At 45.8% G+C, this 23,163-nt stretch carries 24 protein-coding genes; 16 read left to right on the top strand and 8 right to left on the bottom strand.

Features of this window, described 5'->3' with window-relative positions; translation table 11 throughout:
- Genes scpA through GVN16_RS21120 form a run of 4 tightly spaced genes read right to left on the bottom strand, consistent with a single transcriptional unit; the run spans window position 1 to window position 5,191 of the window.
- The gene (gene scpA / locus GVN16_RS21135; protein WP_166565943.1) at window positions 1-2,121 is read right to left on the bottom strand and encodes a methylmalonyl-CoA mutase; all 2,121 of its coding nucleotides are present in this window, start codon (window positions 2,119-2,121) and stop codon (window positions 1-3) included.
- Window positions 2,118-3,590, bottom strand: coding sequence for an acetyl-CoA carboxylase biotin carboxylase subunit (gene accC / locus GVN16_RS21130; RefSeq protein ID WP_166565942.1), 1,473 nt, complete (start codon window positions 3,588-3,590; stop codon window positions 2,118-2,120). Before accC ends, scpA begins: the two co-directional genes overlap by 4 nt.
- Complete coding sequence (locus GVN16_RS26305; RefSeq protein ID WP_166565941.1) at window positions 3,587-4,693, bottom strand: methylmalonyl-CoA mutase family protein; 1,107 nt, start codon at window positions 4,691-4,693, stop codon at window positions 3,587-3,589. The genes accC and GVN16_RS26305 overlap by 4 nt, the downstream gene beginning before the upstream one ends.
- A gap of 6 nt (window positions 4,694-4,699) precedes the next feature.
- The gene (locus GVN16_RS21120) at window positions 4,700-5,191 is read right to left on the bottom strand and encodes an acetyl-CoA carboxylase biotin carboxyl carrier protein subunit (RefSeq protein WP_166565940.1); all 492 of its coding nucleotides are present in this window, start codon (window positions 5,189-5,191) and stop codon (window positions 4,700-4,702) included.
- Window positions 5,192-5,469: 278 nt separating this feature from the next.
- On the opposite strand from GVN16_RS21120, the gene GVN16_RS21115 reads away from it, so the two are divergent.
- The 6 genes from GVN16_RS21115 to GVN16_RS21090 all read left to right on the top strand — a co-directional run bounded on the left by GVN16_RS21115 (window position 5,470) and on the right by GVN16_RS21090 (window position 9,802).
- Window positions 5,470-5,766, top strand: a complete 297-nt coding sequence (locus GVN16_RS21115) for a type II toxin-antitoxin system HigB family toxin (protein WP_166565939.1) — start codon at window positions 5,470-5,472, stop codon at window positions 5,764-5,766.
- Window positions 5,767-5,771: 5 nt separating this feature from the next.
- Window positions 5,772-6,173 carry a type II toxin-antitoxin system HigA family antitoxin gene (locus GVN16_RS21110; RefSeq protein ID WP_166565938.1) on the top strand — a complete coding sequence of 134 codons (402 nt, stop codon included), beginning with the start codon at window positions 5,772-5,774 and terminating at the stop codon, window positions 6,171-6,173.
- Between the two features lie 186 nt (window positions 6,174-6,359).
- Complete coding sequence (locus GVN16_RS21105; protein ID WP_166565937.1) at window positions 6,360-7,127, top strand: 3-hydroxyacyl-CoA dehydrogenase; 768 nt, start codon at window positions 6,360-6,362, stop codon at window positions 7,125-7,127.
- 15 nt (window positions 7,128-7,142) lie between these two features.
- A complete protein-coding gene (locus GVN16_RS21100) occupies window positions 7,143-7,916 on the top strand; it encodes an enoyl-CoA hydratase-related protein (RefSeq protein ID WP_166565936.1) in 774 nt (257 codons plus the stop codon).
- Window positions 7,913-8,773, top strand: a complete 861-nt coding sequence (locus GVN16_RS21095; protein WP_166565935.1) for an acyl-CoA thioesterase II — start codon at window positions 7,913-7,915, stop codon at window positions 8,771-8,773. The genes GVN16_RS21100 and GVN16_RS21095 overlap by 4 nt, the downstream gene beginning before the upstream one ends.
- A gap of 63 nt (window positions 8,774-8,836) precedes the next feature.
- The gene (locus tag GVN16_RS21090; protein ID WP_166565934.1) at window positions 8,837-9,802 is read left to right on the top strand and encodes a nitronate monooxygenase family protein; all 966 of its coding nucleotides are present in this window, start codon (window positions 8,837-8,839) and stop codon (window positions 9,800-9,802) included.
- 61 nt (window positions 9,803-9,863) lie between these two features.
- Here GVN16_RS21090 and GVN16_RS21085 read toward each other — a convergent pair whose 3' ends face one another.
- Complete coding sequence (locus tag GVN16_RS21085) at window positions 9,864-10,229, bottom strand: group III truncated hemoglobin (protein WP_166565933.1); 366 nt, start codon at window positions 10,227-10,229, stop codon at window positions 9,864-9,866.
- A 70-nt stretch (window positions 10,230-10,299) separates the two neighbouring features.
- On the opposite strand from GVN16_RS21085, the gene GVN16_RS21080 reads away from it, so the two are divergent.
- From GVN16_RS21080 to GVN16_RS21065, 4 genes are all read left to right on the top strand, one after another.
- Complete coding sequence (locus GVN16_RS21080; RefSeq protein WP_166565932.1) at window positions 10,300-11,574, top strand: GWxTD domain-containing protein; 1,275 nt, start codon at window positions 10,300-10,302, stop codon at window positions 11,572-11,574.
- Complete coding sequence (gene rlmB, locus GVN16_RS21075; protein ID WP_166565931.1) at window positions 11,547-12,368, top strand: 23S rRNA (guanosine(2251)-2'-O)-methyltransferase RlmB; 822 nt, start codon at window positions 11,547-11,549, stop codon at window positions 12,366-12,368. The genes GVN16_RS21080 and rlmB overlap by 28 nt, the downstream gene beginning before the upstream one ends.
- 185 nt (window positions 12,369-12,553) lie before the next feature.
- Window positions 12,554-13,231 (top strand): outer membrane beta-barrel protein, encoded by a 678-nt coding sequence (locus GVN16_RS21070; protein ID WP_166565930.1) that lies wholly within the window; start codon window positions 12,554-12,556, stop codon window positions 13,229-13,231.
- An 11-nt stretch (window positions 13,232-13,242) separates the two neighbouring features.
- Window positions 13,243-15,048 (top strand): M43 family zinc metalloprotease, encoded by a 1,806-nt coding sequence (locus GVN16_RS21065; RefSeq protein WP_166565929.1) that lies wholly within the window; start codon window positions 13,243-13,245, stop codon window positions 15,046-15,048.
- Between the two features lie 105 nt (window positions 15,049-15,153).
- Here GVN16_RS21065 and rfbC read toward each other — a convergent pair whose 3' ends face one another.
- Complete coding sequence (gene rfbC, locus GVN16_RS21060; protein ID WP_166565928.1) at window positions 15,154-15,693, bottom strand: dTDP-4-dehydrorhamnose 3,5-epimerase; 540 nt, start codon at window positions 15,691-15,693, stop codon at window positions 15,154-15,156.
- Between the two features lie 122 nt (window positions 15,694-15,815).
- Here rfbC and pyrF point away from each other — a divergent pair, with 122 nt between their 5' ends.
- Complete coding sequence (gene pyrF, locus GVN16_RS21055) at window positions 15,816-16,643, top strand: orotidine-5'-phosphate decarboxylase (protein WP_166565927.1); 828 nt, start codon at window positions 15,816-15,818, stop codon at window positions 16,641-16,643.
- 31 nt (window positions 16,644-16,674) lie between these two features.
- Window positions 16,675-17,964, top strand: a complete 1,290-nt coding sequence (locus tag GVN16_RS21050) for a DUF2851 family protein (protein WP_166565926.1) — start codon at window positions 16,675-16,677, stop codon at window positions 17,962-17,964.
- Between the two features lie 10 nt (window positions 17,965-17,974).
- On the opposite strand, the gene GVN16_RS21045 is transcribed toward GVN16_RS21050, so the two are convergent.
- Entirely contained in the window at window positions 17,975-18,178 is a 204-nt protein-coding gene (locus GVN16_RS21045) for a hypothetical protein (RefSeq protein WP_166565925.1), read from the bottom strand.
- 6 nt (window positions 18,179-18,184) lie between these two features.
- On the bottom strand, window positions 18,185-19,636 hold the full coding sequence (locus GVN16_RS21040) for a CCA tRNA nucleotidyltransferase (protein WP_229244284.1): 1,452 nt from the start codon (window positions 19,634-19,636) through the stop codon (window positions 18,185-18,187).
- Window positions 19,637-19,791: 155 nt separating this feature from the next.
- Between GVN16_RS21040 and GVN16_RS21035 the strand changes: the two genes are divergently transcribed.
- Genes GVN16_RS21035 through GVN16_RS21020 form a run of 4 tightly spaced genes read left to right on the top strand, consistent with a single transcriptional unit; the run spans window position 19,792 to window position 23,091 of the window.
- Entirely contained in the window at window positions 19,792-20,199 is a 408-nt protein-coding gene (locus GVN16_RS21035) for a GNAT family N-acetyltransferase (RefSeq protein ID WP_166565924.1), read from the top strand.
- The gene (gene coaBC, locus GVN16_RS21030) at window positions 20,199-21,401 is read left to right on the top strand and encodes a bifunctional phosphopantothenoylcysteine decarboxylase/phosphopantothenate--cysteine ligase CoaBC (protein ID WP_166565923.1); all 1,203 of its coding nucleotides are present in this window, start codon (window positions 20,199-20,201) and stop codon (window positions 21,399-21,401) included. The genes GVN16_RS21035 and coaBC overlap by 1 nt, the downstream gene beginning before the upstream one ends.
- Window positions 21,402-21,430: 29 nt before the next feature.
- Window positions 21,431-22,348, top strand: a complete 918-nt coding sequence (locus GVN16_RS21025; RefSeq protein WP_205748937.1) for a DUF4835 family protein — start codon at window positions 21,431-21,433, stop codon at window positions 22,346-22,348.
- Window positions 22,345-23,091 carry an SDR family NAD(P)-dependent oxidoreductase gene (locus tag GVN16_RS21020; RefSeq protein WP_166565922.1) on the top strand — a complete coding sequence of 249 codons (747 nt, stop codon included), beginning with the start codon at window positions 22,345-22,347 and terminating at the stop codon, window positions 23,089-23,091. Before GVN16_RS21025 ends, GVN16_RS21020 begins: the two co-directional genes overlap by 4 nt.
- Window positions 23,092-23,163: the final 72 nt, after the last annotated feature.

Here is a 23,163-nt window from a genome sequence, read left to right as displayed (position 1 = left end):
TCAGCTCTTGTATTGTTCTATGAGTAATTCTGTGATTTTACCTGCCGCTTCGGCAATGGGTGTTCCGGGGCCAAAAATGCCTTTGACGCCGGCTTTATAAAGGAAATCATAATCCTGCGGAGGGATGACCCCACCTGTAATGACCATGATGTCTTCCCTGTCCAGTTTTTTCAGTTCGGCGATGACCTGCGGCACGAGGGTTTTATGCCCCGCTGCCAGAGACGAAATGCCCAACACGTGTACATCGTTTTCGGCGGCCTGCATGGCAGCCTCGGCCGGGGTCTGGAACAAAGGGCCGATGTCTACATCAAAGCCGATGTCGGCAAAGCCCGTGGCGATCACCTTGGCTCCGCGGTCGTGACCGTCCTGGCCGAGTTTGGCGACCATGATTCTCGGACGGCGGCCATCTATCTCTTCGAATTCGCTGGTGAGTTTCCTGGCTTTTTCAAAAACTTCGTTCTGATTCATTTCTTTTACATAAATGCCTTGAATAGATTGTATCCTGGCCTGGTATCTGCCAAACACCACCGCCAGGGCCTCTGAAATTTCTCCTAAAGTACACCTGACCCTGGCTGCCACGATGGCGAGCTCCAGCAGGTTGCCTTCTCCGCTTGCGGCAGAACGGGTCAGGGCTTCCAGTGCTGCTTTTACCTGTTCGGGATTTCTGGTGGCTTTGATCTGATTGAGCCTGGCGATCTGTGAATTCCGGACACTGGAATTGTCGACTTCAAGTACCTGCAATTTCTGCTGACTTTGGGTCTGGAAGCAATTGACGCCGACGATCCGGTCGGTTCCGCTGTCGATGCGGGCCTGTTTTTTGGCAGCAGCTTCTTCAATCCTCAGTTTCGGCAATCCGTTTTCAATGGCAGCCGCCATGCCCCCGAGTTCTTCGACTTCTTCTATCAATGCCCAGGCATTTTGTGCCAGGTGGTGGGTGAGGTACTCCACATAATGAGAGCCTGCCCAAGGGTCAATGCTTTTGGTGATGCCTGAGTCTGTTTGCAGATATTTCTGGGTATCCCGTGCAATCTTGGCAGAGAAATCGGTCGGAAGGGCAATGGCTTCGTCGAGCGAATTGGTGTGAAGCGATTGCGTTCCCCCAAAAACCGCCGCGGCGGCCTCAATGGTGGTCCGGGCAATGTTATTGAAAGGATCCTGGGCCGTGAGGCTCCACCCTGAAGTCTGGCAGTGCGTCCGCAAGGCCATTGATTTAGGATTTTTCGGATCAAATTGTTTTATGATTTTAGACCACAGCAAGCGTGCCGCTCTCATTTTGGCGATTTCCATAAAGAAATTCATGCCAATGCCCCAGAAGAAGGACAACCTTGGGGCAAAATCGTCAATAGCTAGGCCTGTTTTGATGCCTGTCCGGAGGTATTCCAGTCCGTCTGCCAGGGTGTAGGCCAGCTCGATGTCGGCCGGAGCCCCGGCTTCGTGCATATGGTAGCCGCTGATGCTGATCGAATTGAACTTCGGCATGTGGCGGGAGGTGTATTCAAAAATATCCGCGATGATCTTCATGGAAGGCTTGGGCGGATAGATGTAGGTATTCCGCACCATAAACTCCTTCAGAATATCATTCTGGATGGTGCCGCTGAGTTTTTCCCGGCTCACGCCCTGCTCTTCAGCAGCCACAATAAAGAAGGCCAGCACAGGGATCACGGCCCCGTTCATGGTCATGGACACCGACATCTCGTCGAGCGGAATCTGGTCGAACAGTATCTTCATGTCTTCGACACTGTCAATGGCCACACCAGCCATGCCGACGTCCCCCATCACCCGCTCATGATCAGAATCATAACCCCGGTGGGTGGCCAGGTCAAAGGCTACAGAAAGCCCTTTCTGGCCCTGGGCAAGATTCCTTCTGTAAAAAGCGTTGCTTTCTTCGGCGGTCGAAAACCCGGCATATTGCCTGATGGTCCAGGGCTTGTTAAGATACATCGTCGAGTACGGACCACCGAGATAGGGCGGGAGACCCGACACAAATCCAAGGTGTTCGTAAGGCGTAAAAGTGTTGCGGGCATGCAAAGTAATCCCTTCAGCACTGAGCCATGTGCTTGCCTCAGCCTGATCCGTTTCCGGCGAATCGATTCCATATTTTGAAAAATCGGGTCTTTTCATGCCAGTCTGCTTTTCCAGTTCGACGACGGATTTTCGATGCTTTTTAAGGTGTTTTTTTCTTCCAGGTAATATTTAAGGGCCGATAAGACCGCTATCTTCGCTTTTTTCTTCAGTTGTTCCCTGATCAGATCGGGGCTGTAATAGTTTTTAACAAAATGGGTGTCAAAATGCCCCGAAATAAAGGCCTCGTGATTGAAAACAAAGTCGCCGAAGGGCAGGGTAGTGGCTACCCCTTCAATTTTATAGTCTTTGATGGCCGTCTTCATTTTCTGCAGGGCTTCGTTCCGGTCTTGCCCGAAGGTCACCAGCTTGGCAATCATCGGGTCATAATAAATGGGAATCTCCATGCCTTTTTCATAGCCATCGTCCAGCCTTACGCCTTCTCCGGTTGGTCTTTCATAAGTACTCAGCGTACCGACAGAGGGTAGAAAGTCGTTCAAAGGGTCTTCTGCATAAATTCTCAGTTCGAGAGCGTGGCCTTTGATCTGCAGGTCTTCCTGTTTAAAACTCAACGTTTCGCCACGGGCTACCTTGATTTGTTCTTCCACGAGGTCGATGCCCGTAATCATTTCAGTGACCGGGTGCTCCACCTGCAGCCTGGTGTTCATTTCCAGGAAATAGAAATTCAACTGTTCATCCAGCAGGAACTCGACCGTTCCGACCCCGGTATACTGGCATGATTTGGCTACCAGAACGGCAGCTTCTCCCATTTGCTGACGTATTTCAGGGGTAAGTACCGAAGAAGGAGCCTCTTCCACTACTTTCTGGTGACGCCGCTGGATGCTGCATTCCCGTTCGAAAAGATGGACCGTATTGCCTTCGTTGTCGGCCAGCACCTGGATTTCGATGTGGCGGGGTGAGCCTACATACTTTTCTATAAAAACCGAACCGTCACCAAAAGCCGAGGTGGCTTCGCTGATGGCTCTTTCCATTTGTTCTTCCAGTTCACTTTCTTTTTCAACGACCCGCATGCCTTTTCCGCCACCACCGGCAGAAGCTTTGATCAGGATCGGGAAACCGATCTGCACGGCGGTTTCTTTGGCAAGGGCTACATCCGTGATGGCTTTGTCGATGCCCGGCACCATCGGGATGTTGTAATTTTTGACACAGTCTTTGGCGGCCAGTTTGGACCCCATGATGCGGATGGCTTCCGGGGTAGGGCCGATGAAGGTAATGCCTGCATCGGTAGCGAGCTGGGCAAAACCGGCATTTTCGCTTAGAAAACCATAGCCGGGATGGATGCCGTCAACGCCGAGTTTCTGAGCCTCAGCTATGATTTTTTCTCCGTTGAGGTAAGACTGATTCGAAGGGGCCGGGCCAAGGCATACGGCTTCGTCGGCAAACAAAACATGCGGGGCATGGCGGTCGGCCTCCGAAAAAACCGCTACGGTTTTGATGCCCATCCTTTTGATGGTTCTCATGATCCTGAGGGCAATTTCCCCCCTGTTGGCCACTAATATTTTCTTCATGCGGTTATGAATGATTGTTTGAATTTGTCCCAGACCTGGTGAGCCAGTTTTTGGGTAAGATGGTCGATGAAATAACTGCCTCCGGCAGGGTCAATGGCTTTGTCCATAAAGCTCTCCAGTTGTAAAATATGATGTATATTCCTGGCGATCCTCGAAGGAAACTCTTCACCAAACTCCGACTGATCATAATGAAAAGGTTCAATTTCTATGAGATCAGCCCCGGCAATGCTCAGTGATAAAGCCTGTGCAGAGGCCTGGATCACGGCCGTGTTAGGGTCCAGTTCGGGCAGATGCTTGATGATGCCTTTGACGAATGGCTGGGTAACGTTCTTTAATTGATAAGACTTAAGAATGGCTTGCCATACCTGTTTCAGGGCTTTTACTTTGGCTATATTGAGGTAGAAATCATTGTTTGTGCTGATTTCAAAGACGATTGTATCCGGGATTTTCTGAGCATTTTTAATGTCCTCGCAGCTGTTCAGGATTTCTTCCGCTTTTAAAAGCAGATGCGTTAGTTGGTCAACGGGTTGTTCTTCAGGTTCAGAAGAGAAACAAAGGAATTTAAATCCCGGAAACGCTTCTATACACCTCAACAATGTCTCATTGGCATGCAGAGCAGAATGCAAAGAAAAGCTTCCTTTTACTTTATCTGTGGGTATTCCGATGTGTTGAAGATAAACCTCAAAATGAGAGAGAAATACGGGCATTTTGACTTCATTATCCAAGTCGAAATGCACAAAGATATAGTCAAGGTAAATGCCCTGGAATGCTTTGGTAAATTCTTCTACACTCCATAGATGATCTATTTTTAAGCTCAAAGCCGAAGCTCCGCCTTCGAGGGCAGTCAGGCTTTTTTTGTTGATCAGTTCGGGCGAAGAAGTGCCGATCTTTTCTGAAATAAGCCAGGTATTGTCTGTTTTGTCGGGATGAATGCCGGTATTCAGAATTATGCGGTCTTGCTCATGCAGAAACGGGTCTATGACGAAGCCATCACCAAAGTCAGCGAAAAGCTCAGACATAGGTAGGCCTTTCAGATCTTTGGTGACCTGATCCAGCCATTCGGCTTTGCCGGTTTTATTGAATTCATCAAAGCTATTTTTCACGGCTCTTTAAACTAATTCAATGAGAATCTGACCTTTTTCCACCACCTGACCCTGACTGACAAGAATGCTTTTGATTACGGCATCAGTCGAGATTTTGAGGCTGTTTTCCATTTTCATGGCCTCGAGTATCAATAATTTCTCGTCTTTCTTCACTTCCTGGCCTTCTGCCACGCTGATCTCGAGGACAAGCCCGGGCATCGGGGCCTTGATGTTTTTGATTTGTTTTCCGGCGGAGGCGTTGAAACCCATCTTTTCCAGGTTTTGGTCAAACTCATCTTTGATTTCAACAAAGAAAACTTCCCCTTCGCTTTCTACCTTAAATTTTTTGGCGGCCAGGTCGGCTTCAAGGATGGTGGTATGGAAGGATTCCGACTCATGAATGAGGTGAAAACCCTTTTCTGAAATCCTGTAGAAATCAGCCTCAGAGATGTCTTCGTTGCTGATATCGAATTCAAAACCATTTGTTTTAAGCTTAAAAGGTTGGTTGAGTTGGTCCATAATTCTTCCGGAAAGTATTGATGAGGTTCTGATTTTAAATGTAGACAATTATATCTGAAATCAAAAAGGAAAATGGAAAAATGGAGCAAAGGAGAAAGGAAGAAGGAGAAAGGGCAGAGGGTGTTATGATGTTAAAGAGATTGTTTGATTTGTTGGGGAAAGAGGGAAAGTAGTAGGCTTGATTTGGGAGAGAGGAGCTAATGATCAGGATAATCTGGTTTGATTTTTTATGATTTTGATCTTCCATATTTGGGAATTTTGTTTACTTTTGTTTCGTTATGAGAATATTCACCAAAGGAGTTTTAAGGGATTTTTGGAATAAATATCCCGATTCAGAATCCGCATTAAAGACCTGGCATGAGGTTAATGAAGAACGCAATTTTAGTAACCCTAACGAGGTGATTTCACTTTTCAAGGATGCAGATACGGTCGGGAACGGAAGAATTGTATTTAATATTTGCAGAAATAAATACAGATTAATTGTGAAATATGAGTATTCGAAAAAAATGGCATTTGTCAGATTTATCGGAACTCACGAGGAATATGATGCTATAAATGATATTAAAAATATATAAGTAGGATGAAAACTAATAAAATAAATATTGACGAAATTGTTATACTGCCCATAACCAATCAGGCAGAATTTGAAAGAACGACTGCTATTATTGATCAGTTAATTGACGTTGATCTGATAGAAGATGAGCAGCTGAGAAAAAAAGGCCTGGATATTTTGGAAGCTCTGACGGTTTTAGCCATTGAATATGAGAAGAAACATATGCCATTTGAGAAACTTGACCCGATAGAAGCCATCAGGCAAAGAATAGAAATGCTCAATTTGTCACAAAAAGATGTCTCCGGATATTTTGGGGGAGAAAACAGGGCTTCGGAGGTTCTGAACAGAAAAAGACCTTTGACGCTTAAAATGGTCAAGAATCTTTATCATGGATTGGGTATATCTGCAGAGGTGTTGCTGGCTATGTGATAAACCTGATGTGGTTTATGTAAATTACTTGTCTTTCCTGATCTGTGGCGACAATTTTTTTGTATCCCTCCAAATACTTCGTTTAACTCGTAGCACCGAATAAATCCGAATTAAATATCGAATTTCGAATTATTCAATTATTTTAGGGCCTCATTAACACTAAAACCAGTCCTCAATAACAGTACAATGAAGATAGAAAACCAGACTGCCGTGGTGTCCGGTGGTGCCTCGGGTTTGGGAGAGGCCACCGTCAGGCTGTTCGTCGAAAACAAAGCGAAGGTTTTGATTATTGACCAGGATGCTGCCCGTGGTGAGCAGCTGCAGCAGGAACTGGGCGACCAGGTGCTTTTTGTACAGACTGATGTAAGGGATGAAAACCAGGTGCAGGAAGCCGTCAGAAAGGCCTATGAAACTTTCAGAGCGATTCATATCAATGTCAACTGTGCGGGTATTGCACTGGCTAAAAAAGTGCTTTCAAAAAACGGCGTTCATCCGCTGGAAGACTTCAGAAAATCAATTGATATCAACCTTGTCGGCACTTTTAATGTGCTGAAGGTGTGCTCTGATTATATGAGCAAAAATGAGCCGGATGCAGAAGGTGAACGCGGTGTTATCATCAATACCGCCAGTGTGGCGGCTTATGAAGGCCAGATTGGACAGGCAGCTTATGCAGCCTCGAAAGGGGGGATTGTCAGCATGATTCTGCCGCTGGCCCGTGAATTTGCGTCTTTGGGTATCAGGGTGATGGGCATTGCCCCGGGATTATTTTATACTCCGCTTTTTAAGGGGTTACCGCCCGAGGCTGTCGAATCCCTTGAAAAACAGGTGCCTTTTCCTTCCAGGTTAGGTAAGCCGGAAGAGTACGCACACCTGGTTAAGCACATTCTTTATAATGTTATGTTAAACGGAGACGTCATACGCCTGGACGGTGCCATCAGGATGGCCGCCAGATAAAAATTAAATAAAAATATGAGTACAGTAATCTTAGAAAGGCCAGAAAAACACATTGCTTTGGTCACCTTAAACAGACCGGATGCTTATAATGCCATCAACCAGGCGGTGACACAGGAGTTGCACCATATCGTTGAAGAAACTGAAGCTGATCCGGACATCCGGGTGGTGATTCTGACCGGAGCAGGGCCCAAAGCTTTTTGTGCGGGAGCCGATCTTAAGGAAATCTCGAGTGGTAATGGTGATCAGCTTTTTACGGAATCGAATGGCTTTGCCGGGTTTGTGTATGCCAAAAGACGCAAACCGTGGATAGCGGCCGTTAACGGTTTTGCACTGGCAGGCGGGTTTGAACTGTGTCTGGCCTGCGAAATGATCGTGGCGGTGGAACAGGCTAAATTCGGTTTGCCGGAAGTAAAAAGAGGTCTGGTGGCAGGAGCAGGGGGGATGTTCAGGCTCCCTTTGATGATTCCTCAGAAAATTGCCAATGAACTTATTGCTACCGGAAACCATTTTGACACCGCCAGGGCTTTGCAACTGGGAATCGTCAATCGTGCGGCTACTTCTGAAAACCTGATAGAAACGGCCTTTGGCCTGGCCCGCGAGATAGCGGTAAACGCCCCTTTGTCGGTGGCAGAAAGCCTGGAACTGGCCAAAAGTGTGAGTTCTAAAACAGAAGAAGAGCTGTGGGCGGCATCCACCAGCCTGTTTGAAAAAATACTGAAAACAGAGGATGCCATGGAGGGATCAAAAGCATTTGTTGAAAAAAGAGAACCTGTCTGGAAAGGAAAATGAACAATATCAAAGAATTAATAGACTTAGTAGCCTTAGAAAAACTGGACGAACTGACTTTCAAAGGACAGAATTACCAGGCCCCGTGGAACCGGGTTTTTGGCGGGCAGGTGCTTTCGCAGTCGCTGAGTGCCGCGACCCAGACGGTGGAGCCGGACCGTGTGGCTCATTCCATGCACGCCTATTTTTTGCTGGCAGGGGATATCAGTGTGCCGATTATTTTTGAAGTGGAGAAGATCCGTGACGGAGGGAGTTTTTCGACCAGGAGGGTGGTGGCCAAGCAAAACGGGACGCCTATATTTTTCACTTCTATTTCCTACCAGATTGTTCAGGAGGGCTTTGATCACCAGATTCCGATGCCTAAAGTGGAAGGGCCGGAAGGACTGCCGTCAGATGAAGACATCCTCAAAAAATACAAACTGTTTGTGCCGGACCACATCTTCCAGCTGGTCAAAACGAGGCCTTTTGAGTTCAGGATGGTCGAGAAACTGAATATTTTTGATCGCCAGACGAAATTGCCCTATCGTCATTTCTGGTTCAAGGCCAGGGAGGCAGTCGACGGCGGCCCTCAGGTGCATCAGCAGCTTCTGGCGTACGTGTCGGACTATAACCTGCTGACTACGGCTACTTTACCTCATACCAAGGGGCCGCTGCCGACCGACCTGTTTATGGCCAGCCTGGATCATGCGATGTGGTTTCACCGTGACTTTAAGATTGATGACTGGCTTTTGTATGCCATCGACAGTCCGAGTGCCTCAAACACCCGTGGTTTTACCAGGGGAAACATTTTTAACCAGGACGGCGTTCTGATCGCCTCTGTTGTACAGGAAGGCCTGATCAGACCCATGAAGAAAAAATAATCAATGAAGAGTATGGGTAAAGTCCATTTTCCTTTATCCATTGTCCTTTTTCTATTAAAAAATATGAACCCTTTCGAAAACTTAAATTTACCGGTGGTGGCAGCACCCATGTTTCTGATCTCAGGACCTGAGTTGGTGACAGAATGTTGTAAAAACGGAATAGTGGGCACATTTCCGGCCCTGAACCAACGCACCACCGAAGGTTTTGAAGAGTGGTTGATCCAGATTAAGGAGAATCTCAGTCAGTTTGAAGCTGAAACGGGCAAGAAAGCCGCCCCGTTCGGAGTCAACCTGATTGTTCATAACACCAACCCGAGGATCATGCCTGATCTTCAGATGATTGTCAAACATAAAGTGCCGCTGGTGATTACTTCGCTGGGGGCTGTTTCTGAGTTGGTGGAGGCAGTACACAGTTATGGCGGACTGGTCTTTCACGACGTGATCAAAAAACGCCACGCCGAAAAAGCGGCGGAGGCCGGAGTAGACGGGCTGATCCTGGTCAGTGCAGGGGCCGGTGGGCATGCCGGAACACTTAATCCTATCCCTTTTATTGCGGAAGTCAGAAGCTTTTTCAAGAAAACAATACTGTTGTCAGGAAGCATGAGCAACGGCCGCGACATCGCCGCCGCTATGCAGATGGGGGCCGACCTGGCTTATATGGGAACGAGATTTATCAATACTACTGAAGCCCATGTGGACAAAGGGTATCAGCAAATGATCATAGAAAGTGGTACAACAGACATTGTTTATACCGCAGCTGTTTCGGGTGTTTATGCCAATTTTATGACTAAAAGCCTTGAAAATGCCGGTATCCCGAAAGAAATGTGGAGCGGAGCTGCAAAAATTGATTTCGGCAAGGAACTGGACGCTTCACAGGCAGAAGCCAAAGCCTGGAAAACCCTGTGGTCTGCCGGGCAGGGGGTAGCTACGATTGAGGATGTATTGCCGGTGGCAGATCTCGTCAAGCGAATGAAATCCGAATTCAGGGAAGCGATTGAGGAGCAGTATAAATTGTTGGAGAAATACTGATTTAATGGAGGAAGGAAAAAGTACATGACATCCTTTCTCCTTTTTCCGTTCTGCTTTCTCCTCAACTATTGAGCTTCGCGTTAATGATCTGTCCGATCTCCAGGGCTTTACTTTTGACGAAATCGGCGTTTTTGCCTTTGAAGAGCTCGTCGGCTGTGCCGAACCAGTGAGCCAGCCAGCGTTCAAAAAGGGCGGTGGTAAGAGGGTGGGTCTGGTTGCGTTGCATGTGCACCCACATCATGCCGCCGTTGTAGGAACCGGTTTGGAAAAGCCAGTTTTCCCAGAAATTATAAACCCTTTCGACATGCCTCGGCCAGTCGTTCAGGGAAGGTTCAAAAACCGGTGAAAGCTCCGGATCGGCCAGCACTTTGCTGTAAAAATTATCTACCAAACGTATTACATCTTCTCTATTTTCTATATCTTTCATAAATTTTTTGATGCCGCGTTAACAATTATAAAAATCGTGTCGTTAATATTCTAAATCAACATTGATAAGGATGAGAAAAATATTAATCGTTTTGTTGGGTGTATCCGTATTTTGGGGTTGTAAAGTTCAGAAAAAAACGCCGTCAAACCAAGGGCCTCCGCCTCCTGTAGCCAAAACTGCTGCTCCGAGAGAAGCCAAAGTCATCATTTCTTCTGTAACCGGAAAATACCTGATTGTTGATTCTTCTTCCGTGAAAGTGTTTATGAATGTAGAGATTCAGAACCTGAAAGAAAGTGCCCAGATCAAGGATATTGAGAAAATATTCAAGGTTCAGTGGCATGTGCAGGCTGATTATAACCAGAGAGAAAAGCTGAAGTCAGGGAAAATTGACATAGATGAAAATAGCCTGAGAAAGAACGGGAATTTTTATCAGCTGACATTTGATGTACCGAAAATCAAGGGTCTTGATTATTCTGTGCTGATTCTTGAATTCATTGATGTGGCCGCGTCCCTGAAGTATACCAATGACCTACCGGTGGATTTTACAGGGATGAGAGTAGATTCAAGGTTCGGCCTTTTTAAAGCCGATCAGACTGATTTTCCGAGTTTTGAGACTTTTGTAAAAGTAGGAGACCCGGTTATTTTTAAGTCTTGGAGCGGTTCGAAAGAAAAGTTGTACCTCAAAAGATATCTGAACAAAACCCTGCCGGCCTTGTCGCCTATGTCGTCTTCCAAAAGGAATGTGATGGATGAGGTGTCCGGTCTGGAAGCCATAGAAGTAGACCCGGGCAGCACCTTCACGTTTAAAGAAGAAGGTATTTATGTATTGACCCAGGACACGCTGATGCACAAAGACGGGTACAGTATTTTAGTGACAGATGAGCGGTATCCGAGGTTTACCCAGCCCGATAAACTAAAAGAACCTGTGGTGTATATGAGCACCGGAAAAGAAATAGAATCCCTGAAAACGCAGGAAAACGCAAAAGATGCCGTAGATTTGCACTTTCTTAGTTTGAGTGCTGGTAATCAGGACCAGGCTAGGCAAACAATCAGGTCTTATTACAGAAGAGTAAGCGAAGCCAATAAGCTTTTTTCTACCTATAAAGAAGGATGGAAAACCGACAAAGGGATGGTTTATATCATTTTAGGACCGCCAACCAGAGTCCAGAGAAACAGGCAGCGTGAAGTCTGGCTGTATCAGGGCTCGTCTGAAATTATTTTTACATTTTACCGCAAGCCCAATTCATTTACCGAAAACCATTATGAGTTGGTCAGGTATCCCGAATATGGTGCCTATTGGTATCCTTTTGTTGAAACATGGAGAACAGGAAACGTAGTGGAGTAGGTGGTTTTAAAAGACCACAAAACGGCGATCAGCCAAAGAAATTTTATAAGCCGGTTGTAAGACCCAATAAAGAGGACTTTGTTTTCGGGATACAATCCGTAACAGAAACCCTCAGAAGTGAAAAGGAAATTGATAAGCTGCTGATCAATAAGGAATTCGGAGCTTCTGATATCGAAAAAATAGCCAAGGAAAGAGGCGTGCCTATCCAAAGGGTGCCGCTTGAAAAACTGAACAGGGTAACAGGGAAAAACCACCAGGGCGTTATTGCCTTTGTGTCTTCGGTTAACTTCTCTGTTTTGTCCAATATTGTTGCTGAGACGTTCGAAAAAGGTGAGGTGCCCCTGGTGCTGATCCTGGACAGGATTACAGACGTGCGTAACTTCGGTGCCATCAGCCGTACGGCGGAATGCAGCGGGGTACATGCCCTGGTGTTGCCGGCCAGAGGATCTGCCCAGATCAACGGCGATGCGATGAAGACTTCTTCGGGAGCATTGAACTACATCCCGGTCTGCCGCGAAAATGACCTGTATCAGACTATTGAATACCTGAAAGCTTCCGGTTTTCAGATTGTGGCCTGTACAGAAAAGGCAGAGAAATTCCTCTACGGGCCTGATTATACAGTACCGACGGCGATTATCATGGGTTCAGAAGAAGATGGTATTTCAGAAAGTATCCTGTCTATCTGTGATCAGAAAGTGAAAATTCCGATGAACGGCAAAGTGGAGTCATTGAACGTTTCTGTAGCCACCGGGGTGATCCTTTATGAAGTGATCAGACAAAGGGCTGATTTTTGATCAAAAACGGTATGAAATAAATCTGAATGAGCTGGTTTGATGATATTCATGCCGGCTCATTTTGTTTCCACGCCACTAATTAACATTTTGCAGAGCAACGTAAAATAGCTCCGGCACGTATTTGTTTTTAAGGACGGCCACAATGGCTGTAAACCCATAACCCGAAATCCTTTCAGGCAATATTCATGAAAAAACAACTGATGATCTGGCTGTTGATTTTGCTGGGCTCAAGCATAGCCAGAGCAAATTTCCCTGGTAGTAACAGCCATCTTTCCGAACCCGATTCTTTAAAACACAAAAAGAAGATTACCGATTTTGTCCGGTTTAAAGCCGGGGTGATGATGTCTTCATTTTACAGACCCGATATCAGTTCTTCCAATGGAATACTGACTAATCCTCTTTGGAGCTGGCAGGCAGGTATTGCCTCTGATTTCTTCAAAAGGAAATATCATTATTCAAGGGCTGAGCTGAGCTTTAATACCAAAGGAGCGAAAGAGTATTTTACTTCGGATGGCGTAGAGATTGAATCCATCAATCAGTTCAGAAACCTCCAGCTGTCGGTATTGCCGGTTGTGTTAAGGGCTGAACCTAAGAAAATAAACCCCTCAGTGGGGGTAGGCTTCTATTTTTCCCAGCGGCTGAGCGGAAGTTCAAAAACGGGAATCAACGGAGAAAAGGTCAGTGAAGATCCGGTGAGTCTCAGTTTTTTTGATGTAAAACAAGATTTCGGTATTGTTTTGAACCTGGAGGTGATGTACAAAAAACATCCGGGCATAGAAATCCGTTATGAGGCTGGATTAAAATCTCAGTCTACCCTGCGGGACATTAAAAACAGGGCCCTGGTTTTTTCATTCATATTTTAACGGCTGAGATCATGGAGATGAGAAGATTTATTTTTGAAAAGAAATGGCTGGCTTTCCTGATGGGTATCTGGGTTTTTGCGGCGGCCTGTAAAAAAGACAAAACCCTTGAACTGGACGAGTTTTACCGTTTTAAAATGGTCAAAGAACTCAAACTGGACACTCTGGATAAAAAGGTCTATATCATGGGTTTTGAAGAAACAAATTCTGTTTTGACTGCCCGTGCTTTTGATGCCGTCAAAAAGCAGTTGAACATACCTGATGAAGCCCTGAAATATTATGCCAACGGCGAAGAACTTGAAAACGGCGTGTTTGAGCCCGGTGAAGAAGGCGATTATAAAATTTATGCCAAACTGGGAAGCATTGTGAGTGATACCATTTCAGTCAGAATATGGAATAAAATGAACATGAAGCTGGTGCTTAAATCGGAAGTGCCGCCGGGATTGGTAGCAGACGGGGTGTCAAAGGCTGTGTTCAAACCGGAAATTTATCTGAACGGTGTCCTGACTACCAACGGCCCGAGTCCTGAAATTTATATCGACGGTGAAAAAATATCTTCCACTACTTTCGCGACTAAAAAAGCTGGTCTTTATGAGGTTCAGGCCAAGGGTTTTGGACTCGAAAGTGAGAAGGTGATGCTTGAAATTCTGAGCCCGGCTAAAAAACTGGTTTTGAATTATACCCTGAACAGCAGTGTCTTCTGGGCCAATAATGTTTCTGAAGCTACGATAGGCATACAAGCTTTCGATATCAACAATCAGGCAATTGACCTGAGTGAAGATGTGCAGTTGTTTCATAACGGCGTGCTGGTGGCCTATCCTCTTAAGTTCAAGACCAATGAAGTAGGGCTGCATAATTTTGTGGCCAAGGGTTATAAAATACAAAGCAATGAAGTGTCTATCACCGCCCAGGATCAGGGTATTTACAGTATCATCAGAATGCCGGTGGTTTTTCATGAGGTAAACACCAAAGAACTGACGGCTACGGGCATAAGGGATATCCTGGCGAACCTTACACTGGCTTACAGGAACAGCCTTAACCGCTCCGGAGGCCCGAAAGACGGTAATGCGGCGGATGTATTCGTAGAATTTTATGCCGCCACTACCGACCCAAATGGCAACACTATGAGTGTGCCGGGGCTTGACAGGGTTACTTCAACCAAGTCTTCTTTTAATATCAACGATACGGACACAGAAGCCTGGAATTCATTCTGGAATCCTGAGACCTATATCAATGTCTGGATTTTCCCGAACATCAAGGGAGATTATGCATCCTCCAGCTGGGCGTATTTCCCGGCGGTGACACAATACATCAAAGGCCTGAACATGGCTGAAAAGGGATCGAGACCTTACTATCCGTTCGGGGTTTTCTGGAACTACAATCACAAGATTTATATTGAAGTACTGGCCCATGAAGTAGGCCATGTGCTGGGACTGAGCCACGTATTTGACGGCAACGGCTCGAGTTTTGAATCCTGCAGTTCCGATGATCCGGATTATTGTCCCGATACCCCTTATTATGACCGCAATGCGTATGAAAAATCATTGCAGGGTGGTTCCAATAAAAATTATTACCGCCGGACGGCCTGCTCGGGAGAAGTTTATAATTCTACCAACTACATGGACTATGATTACAGTTATGAAAACTCCTTTACTGCCAACCAGGTGTCCAGGATGAGGTTTGTTACGAACTACGGGTTATGGATACCCACGCCGTTTAACCAGCCTTCAGGTGGAAGAAGAAGTGCTGCTGCAGGTATGATCAAAAAGCCGGACGGCTACATCTTCACCCCACCGGTCATTTGCCCGATTCCTAAATAAGAGATACCTGATATGAAGTGAGGGCTTGTATAAAAGAAGTGAGGGCTTGTATAAAAGGAGATTTTACCTTTATACAAGCCCTCATATATTTTAAGCCTTTTATGCTTATAAAGATTTTTTGAATTCAGCGAGAGTGGGAAGGATAACGTCTTTCTCTGACACAAGCGGATTTTCGTAACCCCAGTTGATGCCGATCTCCGGATCATTCCAAAGCAAACCGCCCTCTGAAGCTTTGTTATATAAATTAGTGCATTTGTAAGAGAATACCGCGTCTTCAAGCGTCAGAAATCCATGGGCAAAGCCTTCGGGAATAAAAACCATATTGCTGAGCTCCGCTGTGAGTACGAAAGTCTCATGCTGCCCGAATGTAGGGGAATCAGGCCTGATGTCTACGGCTACGTCCAGTACTTTACCGCTGATGACCCTCACCAATTTGCCCTGGGCATGCGGTGCATTCTGAAAATGGAGACCCCTTAAAACACCTTTGGTAGAGAACGACTGATTGTCTTGTATGAATTGTGCTGCGACACCATTGTTTTTAAAGAGTTCGTATTGGTAGGTTTCAAGAAAGTGGCCCCTTTCGTCTTTGAATATCCTGGGAAAAATTTCTGTCAATCCTAAAATAGCTGATTTTTTGAACTCCATAAAATTAAGTTGATTGTTATTTATTGGGCAAAAATAATTACTTTTTCGCTTGTATTCCTAACAAAATGAAATTGTTCTTTTGTTTGCCTGAATATTGAGATAAATTCGCAAAAAAATTTTACATGACCAGAGCAGAGTTAGCAGAGCAAATCAACAGCAAGAAATCATTTTTGTGTTTGGGTCTTGATACCGATATCAGGAAAATCCCTCAGCATTTATTGGATACCGAGGATCCTGTTTTTGAGTTTAACAAACAGATCATTGATCAGACCGCTGAATTTACCGTAGCTTACAAACCCAATATCGCTTTTTATGAAGCTATGGGGCCGAAAGGCTGGGTGAGTTTACAGAAAACACTCGATTATATTCCTGACAACTGCTTTACCATTGCAGATGCGAAAAGAGGGGACATCGGAAACACATCAGGACTGTATGCCCGTACTTTTTTTGATAAAGCGTCTTCCGGTCTGTCGTTTGATTCAGTGACCGTGGCACCTTATATGGGCAGGGATTCTGTAGAGCCTTTCTTTGAATTTGAAGGCAAATGGGTGATATTGCTGGGCCTTACCTCAAATGAAGGCAGTCAGGATTTTCAGAACCTGGATCTGGCTGAAGGTAAAAAACTTTACGAGAAAGTACTGGAAAGATCGCAGGAATGGGGCGGACCTGACAAAATGATGTATGTGGTAGGGGCCACCAAAGCCGAAAGCCTTAAAAGCATCAGGCAGATTATCCCTGATCATTTTCTGCTCGTTCCGGGTGTAGGAGCCCAGGGAGGAAGCCTGGAGGAAGTATCTGTCTATGGCATGAACAAAGACTGCGGTTTGCTGGTCAATTCTTCCCGGGGTATTATTTATGCAAGCTCAGGAGAAGATTTTGCCGAAAAGGCAAGAGCGGAAGCACAGAAATTACAATTGGAAATGGCACAATATTTAGACAAATACAGATGAAATAAAAACACACACAAAACAACGACACCACATGACTGAAAATTTCTTACACTATGTCTGGCAATACCAGCAGTATAACTTCAATGGCCTTAAAACGGTGGATGGTTTGCCCGTTAAAGTGCTTAAAACCGGTTTGTTAAACTCAAATTCCGGTCCTGATTTTTCAAACGCCCGCCTGATGATTGATAAGATCGAATGGGTGGGCCAGGTAGAAATACACCTGCAGTCGGCCGACTGGAACCTGCACAAACACAGCCTTGATCCGGCGTACGACAATGTGATTCTGCACGTGGTTTGGGAAGACACCGGCCCGGTAATGCGAAAAGACGGCACGGCCATACCCACACTTGAACTGAAAAACATCGTCCACAAAAACGTCCTGAGAAATTATCACAACCTGCTTCGTAATCCCTCGGATATCCTTTGTGAACCTTATTTTGATACTGTACCTGATCTTGTCAGGTTTTCAATGATGGACAAAGCTCTGGCCCACCGGCTCAGGCACAAAACGGCTGATTTGTTTGTGTTATGGAAAAAGAACCAGTTTGACTGGGAGAAAACGACCTATCAGTGGCTGGCCCGTAATTTTGGTTTTAAACTGAATGCTGACGCGTTTTTCAGGTTATCGGAAGTTTTGCCTGTTAAAATCCTTCAGAAACACAGGGATTCCCTGTTCAGGACAGAGGCCCTGATTTTTGGTCAGGCCGGTTTCCTGGACGAGCCCGCAGACGATTACAGCAAAGATCTCCTGGCTGAATATCGTTTTCTGGCTTCAAAATATGGTTTACATTCTACTAAAATGAGCCGACACGAGTGGAAATTCCTGAGGACCCGGCCGTACAGCTTCCCCACCGTCCGTCTGGCTCAGTTTGCCAGGATGATCAGTTCGGTCCAAGGCTTGTTTTCGTTTTTTACCGAAACCCGTGACACAGCGATGATAATACAAAAACTGAGTGTAGTGCCTTCAGAGTACTGGCTTGAGCATTATGATTTCGGAAAAAAGAACAAAGTAAGGTCGGGGAAAATAGGAGAAGGTTCCGTTGAGAATATTGTGATCAACACGGTGGTTAACCTGCTGGCGGCTTATTCCAGCAGCATTGATTCACCTGAACATTTTGAGCGGGCAGTGGAAATACTGGAAAAAATCAGGCCGGAGAAAAACCACATTACTGAAAAGTGGCAGAACCTGGGTTTAAAGATCAAAACGGGCTTTGATTCGCAGGCTCTTATTGAACAATACAATGGTCTGTGCCTCAGGAAAAAATGCGTGGAATGCCCTGTAGGGGCAGACTTGCTGAAAAAACAGGAAAATCCGGGTTAAACGGATTTTCCTATGTTCTGTTGATCATACCGATACCGGCTACCATCAGGATCAGGCCAAGGAGTGTCGGGGCTAGTTTTCTGGCTCCTTCCACATTAAGACCCATCATGGTGTTATCCGTTGATAAAAATGAGAAGCAGGCAAAAAGCAATAACAGAAGGCCGATGCCTGTAAGAAATGAACCTAGTAAGCGTTTGAATTTTTGGTCATCCATAGTGATTTATTGATTAAGATTTTCTAAAGTTTTGATCGGGCTGAAATTCATTTTCCGTCCGATTTCCAGTAAGTATTCATAAGCCGGCCCGATTTCATTGAGCACCACACCGTCGAGTATGGCATCCCTGATTTCGGTTTTCAGCTGGCCGACCTCTCTCGAAGGAGACAGTCCGAATACCTCCATGATGATCTCGCCTGTGATCACTGGCTGAAAATTACGCAATTTGTCCTTCTCTTCCAATTCAATGAGCATTTCCTCTACCTTATCGAAGTTTTTAAGGTATTTCCTCACCCTGAACGGATCTTTGGAGGTAATGTCGGCCCGGCAGAGGATCATGAGGTGCTCGAGGTCTTCCCCCGCTTCAAATAACAACCGCCTCAAAGCAGAGTCAGTTACCCCATCTTTAGCCAGGGCAATCGGCCGGAGGTGTAATCTCACGAGGTTTTCGACTGAACGCATTTTGCTATCCAGGGGAAGACGCATTCTGCGGAAAATGTTTTTGACCCATTTGGCCCCCAGTTCTTCATGCCCATGGAATGTCCAGCCGACTTTCTGGTTAAAACGCTTGGTGGCCGGTTTGGCAATATCGTGGAGGATAGCTGCCCAACGCAACCAAAGGTCATTGGATTTCCTCGATGCATTGTCAAGCACCTGCAGGGTATGGTAAAAATTATCTTTGTGGCCCTTCCCATCCTGGGTTTCTACGCCCAGCAGTTTCACAAACTCAGGGAAAATGATTTCGAGAATGCCGGTATAATGCAGCAGCTTAAAACCATATGAAGGTGTTTCTGACAGGACGATCTTGTTCAGCTCGTCTGTGATACGCTCCTGCGAAACGATGGAGATACGGTCTTTCATGGCCTTGATGGCCTCCAGCGACTCGCCTTCAATATCAAAGTTGAGCTGTGAAGCAAACCGGATGGCCCTCATCATCCGCAAAGGGTCGTCGGAATAAGTAATTGCCGGATCAAGGGGTGTCCGGATGATCTTGCTTTCCAGGTCTTTTACCCCGTTAAACGGATCGATCAGTTCACCGAAATTATGTTTGCTCAACGATATGCCCATGGCATTGATGGTAAAATCGCGGCGTTTCTGGTCATCGTCCAGTGTACCGTCTTCTACCACCGGTTTCCTGGAGTCAGAGCGGTAGGATTCTTTGCGGGCACCGACAAACTCCACATCGAGGTCTTCGAAGTTGAATTGTGCCGTACCGAAGTTTTTGAAATAGTTGACCCTTATTTTCGGATCGAGTTTTTCAGCTGAGAGCCTGGCCAGCTCCATGCCGCTGCCTACCGTCACCACATCTATATCTTTGTTAGGTCTGTTCAGAATCAGGTCGCGGACATACCCGCCTACGACATAACTTTCTGTACCAAGTTGTTCGGAAGACAAAGCAATCTTTTCAAAAACTTTATTTTCTCTGAGGTTATCTTTGAAGTTCAATTTTGTATTCATTTGGAAATTAAGCTTCCATTCGATTGTAAAATTACTGGTTTTTTGCGAAAAACTTCAATAATTGGCCATTTACAAATCGAACAGGTATAAATGTTAGGGTGCCGGGACAAACAATTCGAAACTTTTAATACTTTTACTTTTCAATAATGATGCATATGGAAATCACTTATCAGATTGAAAAAGATTTAAGTGTTCAGGAATTTATAGATTGTCTGAAGTCCAGCACCCTGGCTGAGAGGAGGCCCATGGAAGATACCGAAAGGCTGGCTTTGATGGTAAGAAACGCCGATATCATGATTACGGCGAGATACGACGGCCAGGTGGTGGGTGTGGCAAGGTCCGTTACAGATTATGCTTTTACCTGCTATTTGTCTGACCTGGCTGTAGATCAGGCTTTCCAGGGTAAAGGGATCGGGAAAGAACTGATGCGTCAGACCGCGAATGCCGTGCCGGGTGTCAAAGTACACCTGATGTCGGCTCCGGCCGCTATAGAATTTTATGAAAAGCTGCCCATAGAAAAGTGGCCGCATTGTTACAGATTCACAGACCAAACGGAATTTTAATGACCTTACAGAATAAAAAAATCATACTCGGGGTTTCGGCCAGTATATCGGCTTACAAATCAGCCTTCCTGATCCGGCTCCTGGTCAAAAAAGGGGCGGAGGTAAGGGTGATCATGACGGATGCTGCGAAAGATTTCATCACTCCGCTGACCCTGTCCACCCTCTCTAAAAACCCGGTCTTGTCTGCTTTTTCAGAAGGAGATCAGGGACTCTGGAGCAATCACGTGGAGTTGGGACTCTGGGCCGATCTGATGGTCATAGCCCCGGCTTCGGCCAATACCCTGGCCAAATGTGCCAACGGGCTTTGTGATAATTTGTTAACCGCTGTTTATCTGTCCGCCAGATGTCCGGTTTACTTTGCCCCGGCCATGGACCTGGATATGTATCGGCATCCTTCTACTTTAAGGAATATTCAGTCTCTCAAAGATTTTGGAAACATTATTATAGACGCGGAAGAAGGCGAACTGGCCAGCGGGCTGGAAGGTAAAGGCCGCCTGGCAGAACCTGAGCATATTGCCGAAGCACTGGAATTACATTTTAATACCGATAAACAATTAGCAGGAAAGAAAGTCATCATCACCGCTGGACCAACCCAGGAAGACATTGACCCGGTCCGTTATATCAGCAATCATTCGTCCGGCAAAATGGGTTATGAACTCGCCGAATCATTCAGAAACTCAGGTGCTGAGGTGACGATTGTTTCCGGCCCGGTGAATATCAAAGCACCTGCCGGAGTAAAAGTAATCCGGGTCAGATCTGCACAGGAAATGCTGGAAGCCACAGCCCGGGATTTTCAGGAATCGGATATTTGTATATTTGCAGCTGCAGTGGCCGATTATGCCCCCAGGGAAAAAGCTGCTCAGAAAATTAAGAAGAAAGATTCTGAAATGTTCATCGAACTGGCCAAAACCCCTGATATTGCCTCAGAAATGGGCAAAGTCAAAAGAGACGACCAGCTGATGGTAGGTTTTGCTCTTGAAACCAACAATGAACTTGAATATGCGAAGTCGAAACTCGAAAGGAAAAATTTTGACATGATTGTACTCAATTCATTGCAAGATAGCGGGGCCGGATTTCGTTATGACACCAATAAGATCACCATTGCCGATAAAAGAGGACGGGTGGTTGCTTATGAGCTCAAATCAAAAGAGCTGGTGGCTCAGGATATCAAAGCCTATGTGATTGATTATCTGGGTCTGTAATTCATTTTAAAATTCTCTGAAAATATCCTATGCGTTTGAGAAAAGTTTTTGTTTTATTATTAAGTCTGATCGCGGTTTACGAGGCATCTGCACAGGAATTGTCCTGCAAGGTGACCATCAACACCAGTCAGCTGGCCACCAACACACAGCAAAACGACAAGCAGTTCTTTGCCGACCTTGAACAGGCCGTTTTTAATTTCATCAACAACCAGCGTTGGACCAACGACGTATTTGCCGAAAAAGAAAAGGTGAAATGTAACCTGGTCATCAATTTACTGAAATCACCTGCCCAGAACCGTTTTATCGGGAACGCCCAGTTCCAGGTAATCAGGCCCGTTTACGGCACTACTTACGAAACCGTCACTTTCCAGTTTGTTGACAGGGCCTTTGAGTTTTCTTTTGCCCCTGAAGAACGCCAGATGGTGTTTAATGAACAGGGTTTTACGAATAAGCTCACTTCGATGCTTTCTTATTATTCGCTGCTTGCCCTGGCGATTGACTATGACACTTTCAGCCGTTTGGGAGGATCACAATATCTGGAAAGGGCTTACAACGTCTGTACCATTGCAGGGAATTCAGGCGGGGGTGAAGGCTGGTCTGCCAACAGTGATATGAGAAACAGGTACTGGATCATAGAAAACCTGAGAAACCAGCAGCTGCTGAGGTTCAGGGAGGGGCTTTACAATTACCACCGGGTGGTTCTGGACGGCTTTGCGTCTAATCCGGCTGCCGCCAGGAAACAGGTGATCGAGTTTCTTCAGACCTTAAAGAATATAGTGTCGCTGAAACAGAATGCAGTGGTGATCAATTATTTTTTCGATGCCAAAAGTATTGAGCTGATCAATATGTTTTCTGAAGCTACCAGCCAGGAAAAACAACAGGTTTTTAGTTTGTTAAGTAATATGGACCCTGATAAAACAGAGGCCTACCGTCAGATATTAAAATGAAAAAAATAGCTTTAGTTACCGGAGCTTCTTCCGGAATCGGCCGTGCTACCGCATTGGCCTTTGCTCAGAAAGGTATCGCTTTGATCTTGTGTGGCCGGAGAGAAGACCGTCTGCTTGAATTACAAAAAGAAATAGACGTGGAATCTGTCATTCTTCTTTTTGATGTCAGAGACCGCGACTCGGTTAATGCTGCTATAGCTTCATTGGATGATCAGTGGAAAAAGATAGACATCCTTGTCAATAATGCCGGTAATGCCCATGGCTTGTCGTCTTTTGATAAGGGCGAGGTTGACGATTGGGACAATATGATCGATGGTAACGTCAAAGGGCTCCTGTACGTTTCCCGTCAGGTGGTGCCGGAGATGATTGCCAACGGCGGCGGACACATTGTCAACCTCAGTTCTGTTGCGGGCAAACAAACCTACGAAAACGGGGCTGTTTATTGTGCTTCCAAAAAAAGTGTGGAGGCCATCAGTGAAGGCATGCGTCTTGATCTGACAAAACATGGTATTAAAGTAACCAATATAGCTCCGGGTGCCGTAGAAACTGAGTTCTCAGAAGTGCGATTTAAAGGAGATAAAGACCGGGCGAAGCAGGTTTACGCAGGGTTTGACCCTTTGCACGCTGCTGACATCGCAGACGCCATTACTTATTGCATCATGGCTCCTGATCATGTCACCATAGCCGACATGACCATCTATGCCAAAGCCCAGGCCGCCCCGACGGTCATTTACAGGAAATAAGATACAGAATGAAATACCGTTTACAAAGGGCAGGGGCAAAAACTCTCTGCCCTTTTGTTTTTCCGTTTTTCT

This window comes from Emticicia sp. CRIBPO (genome assembly GCF_009905725.1).
Classification (GTDB): domain Bacteria; phylum Bacteroidota; class Bacteroidia; order Cytophagales; family Spirosomataceae; genus Leadbetterella.
Note: the sequence above shows the minus strand (reverse complement) of the source record. Positions and strands in the feature narration are given on the sequence as shown.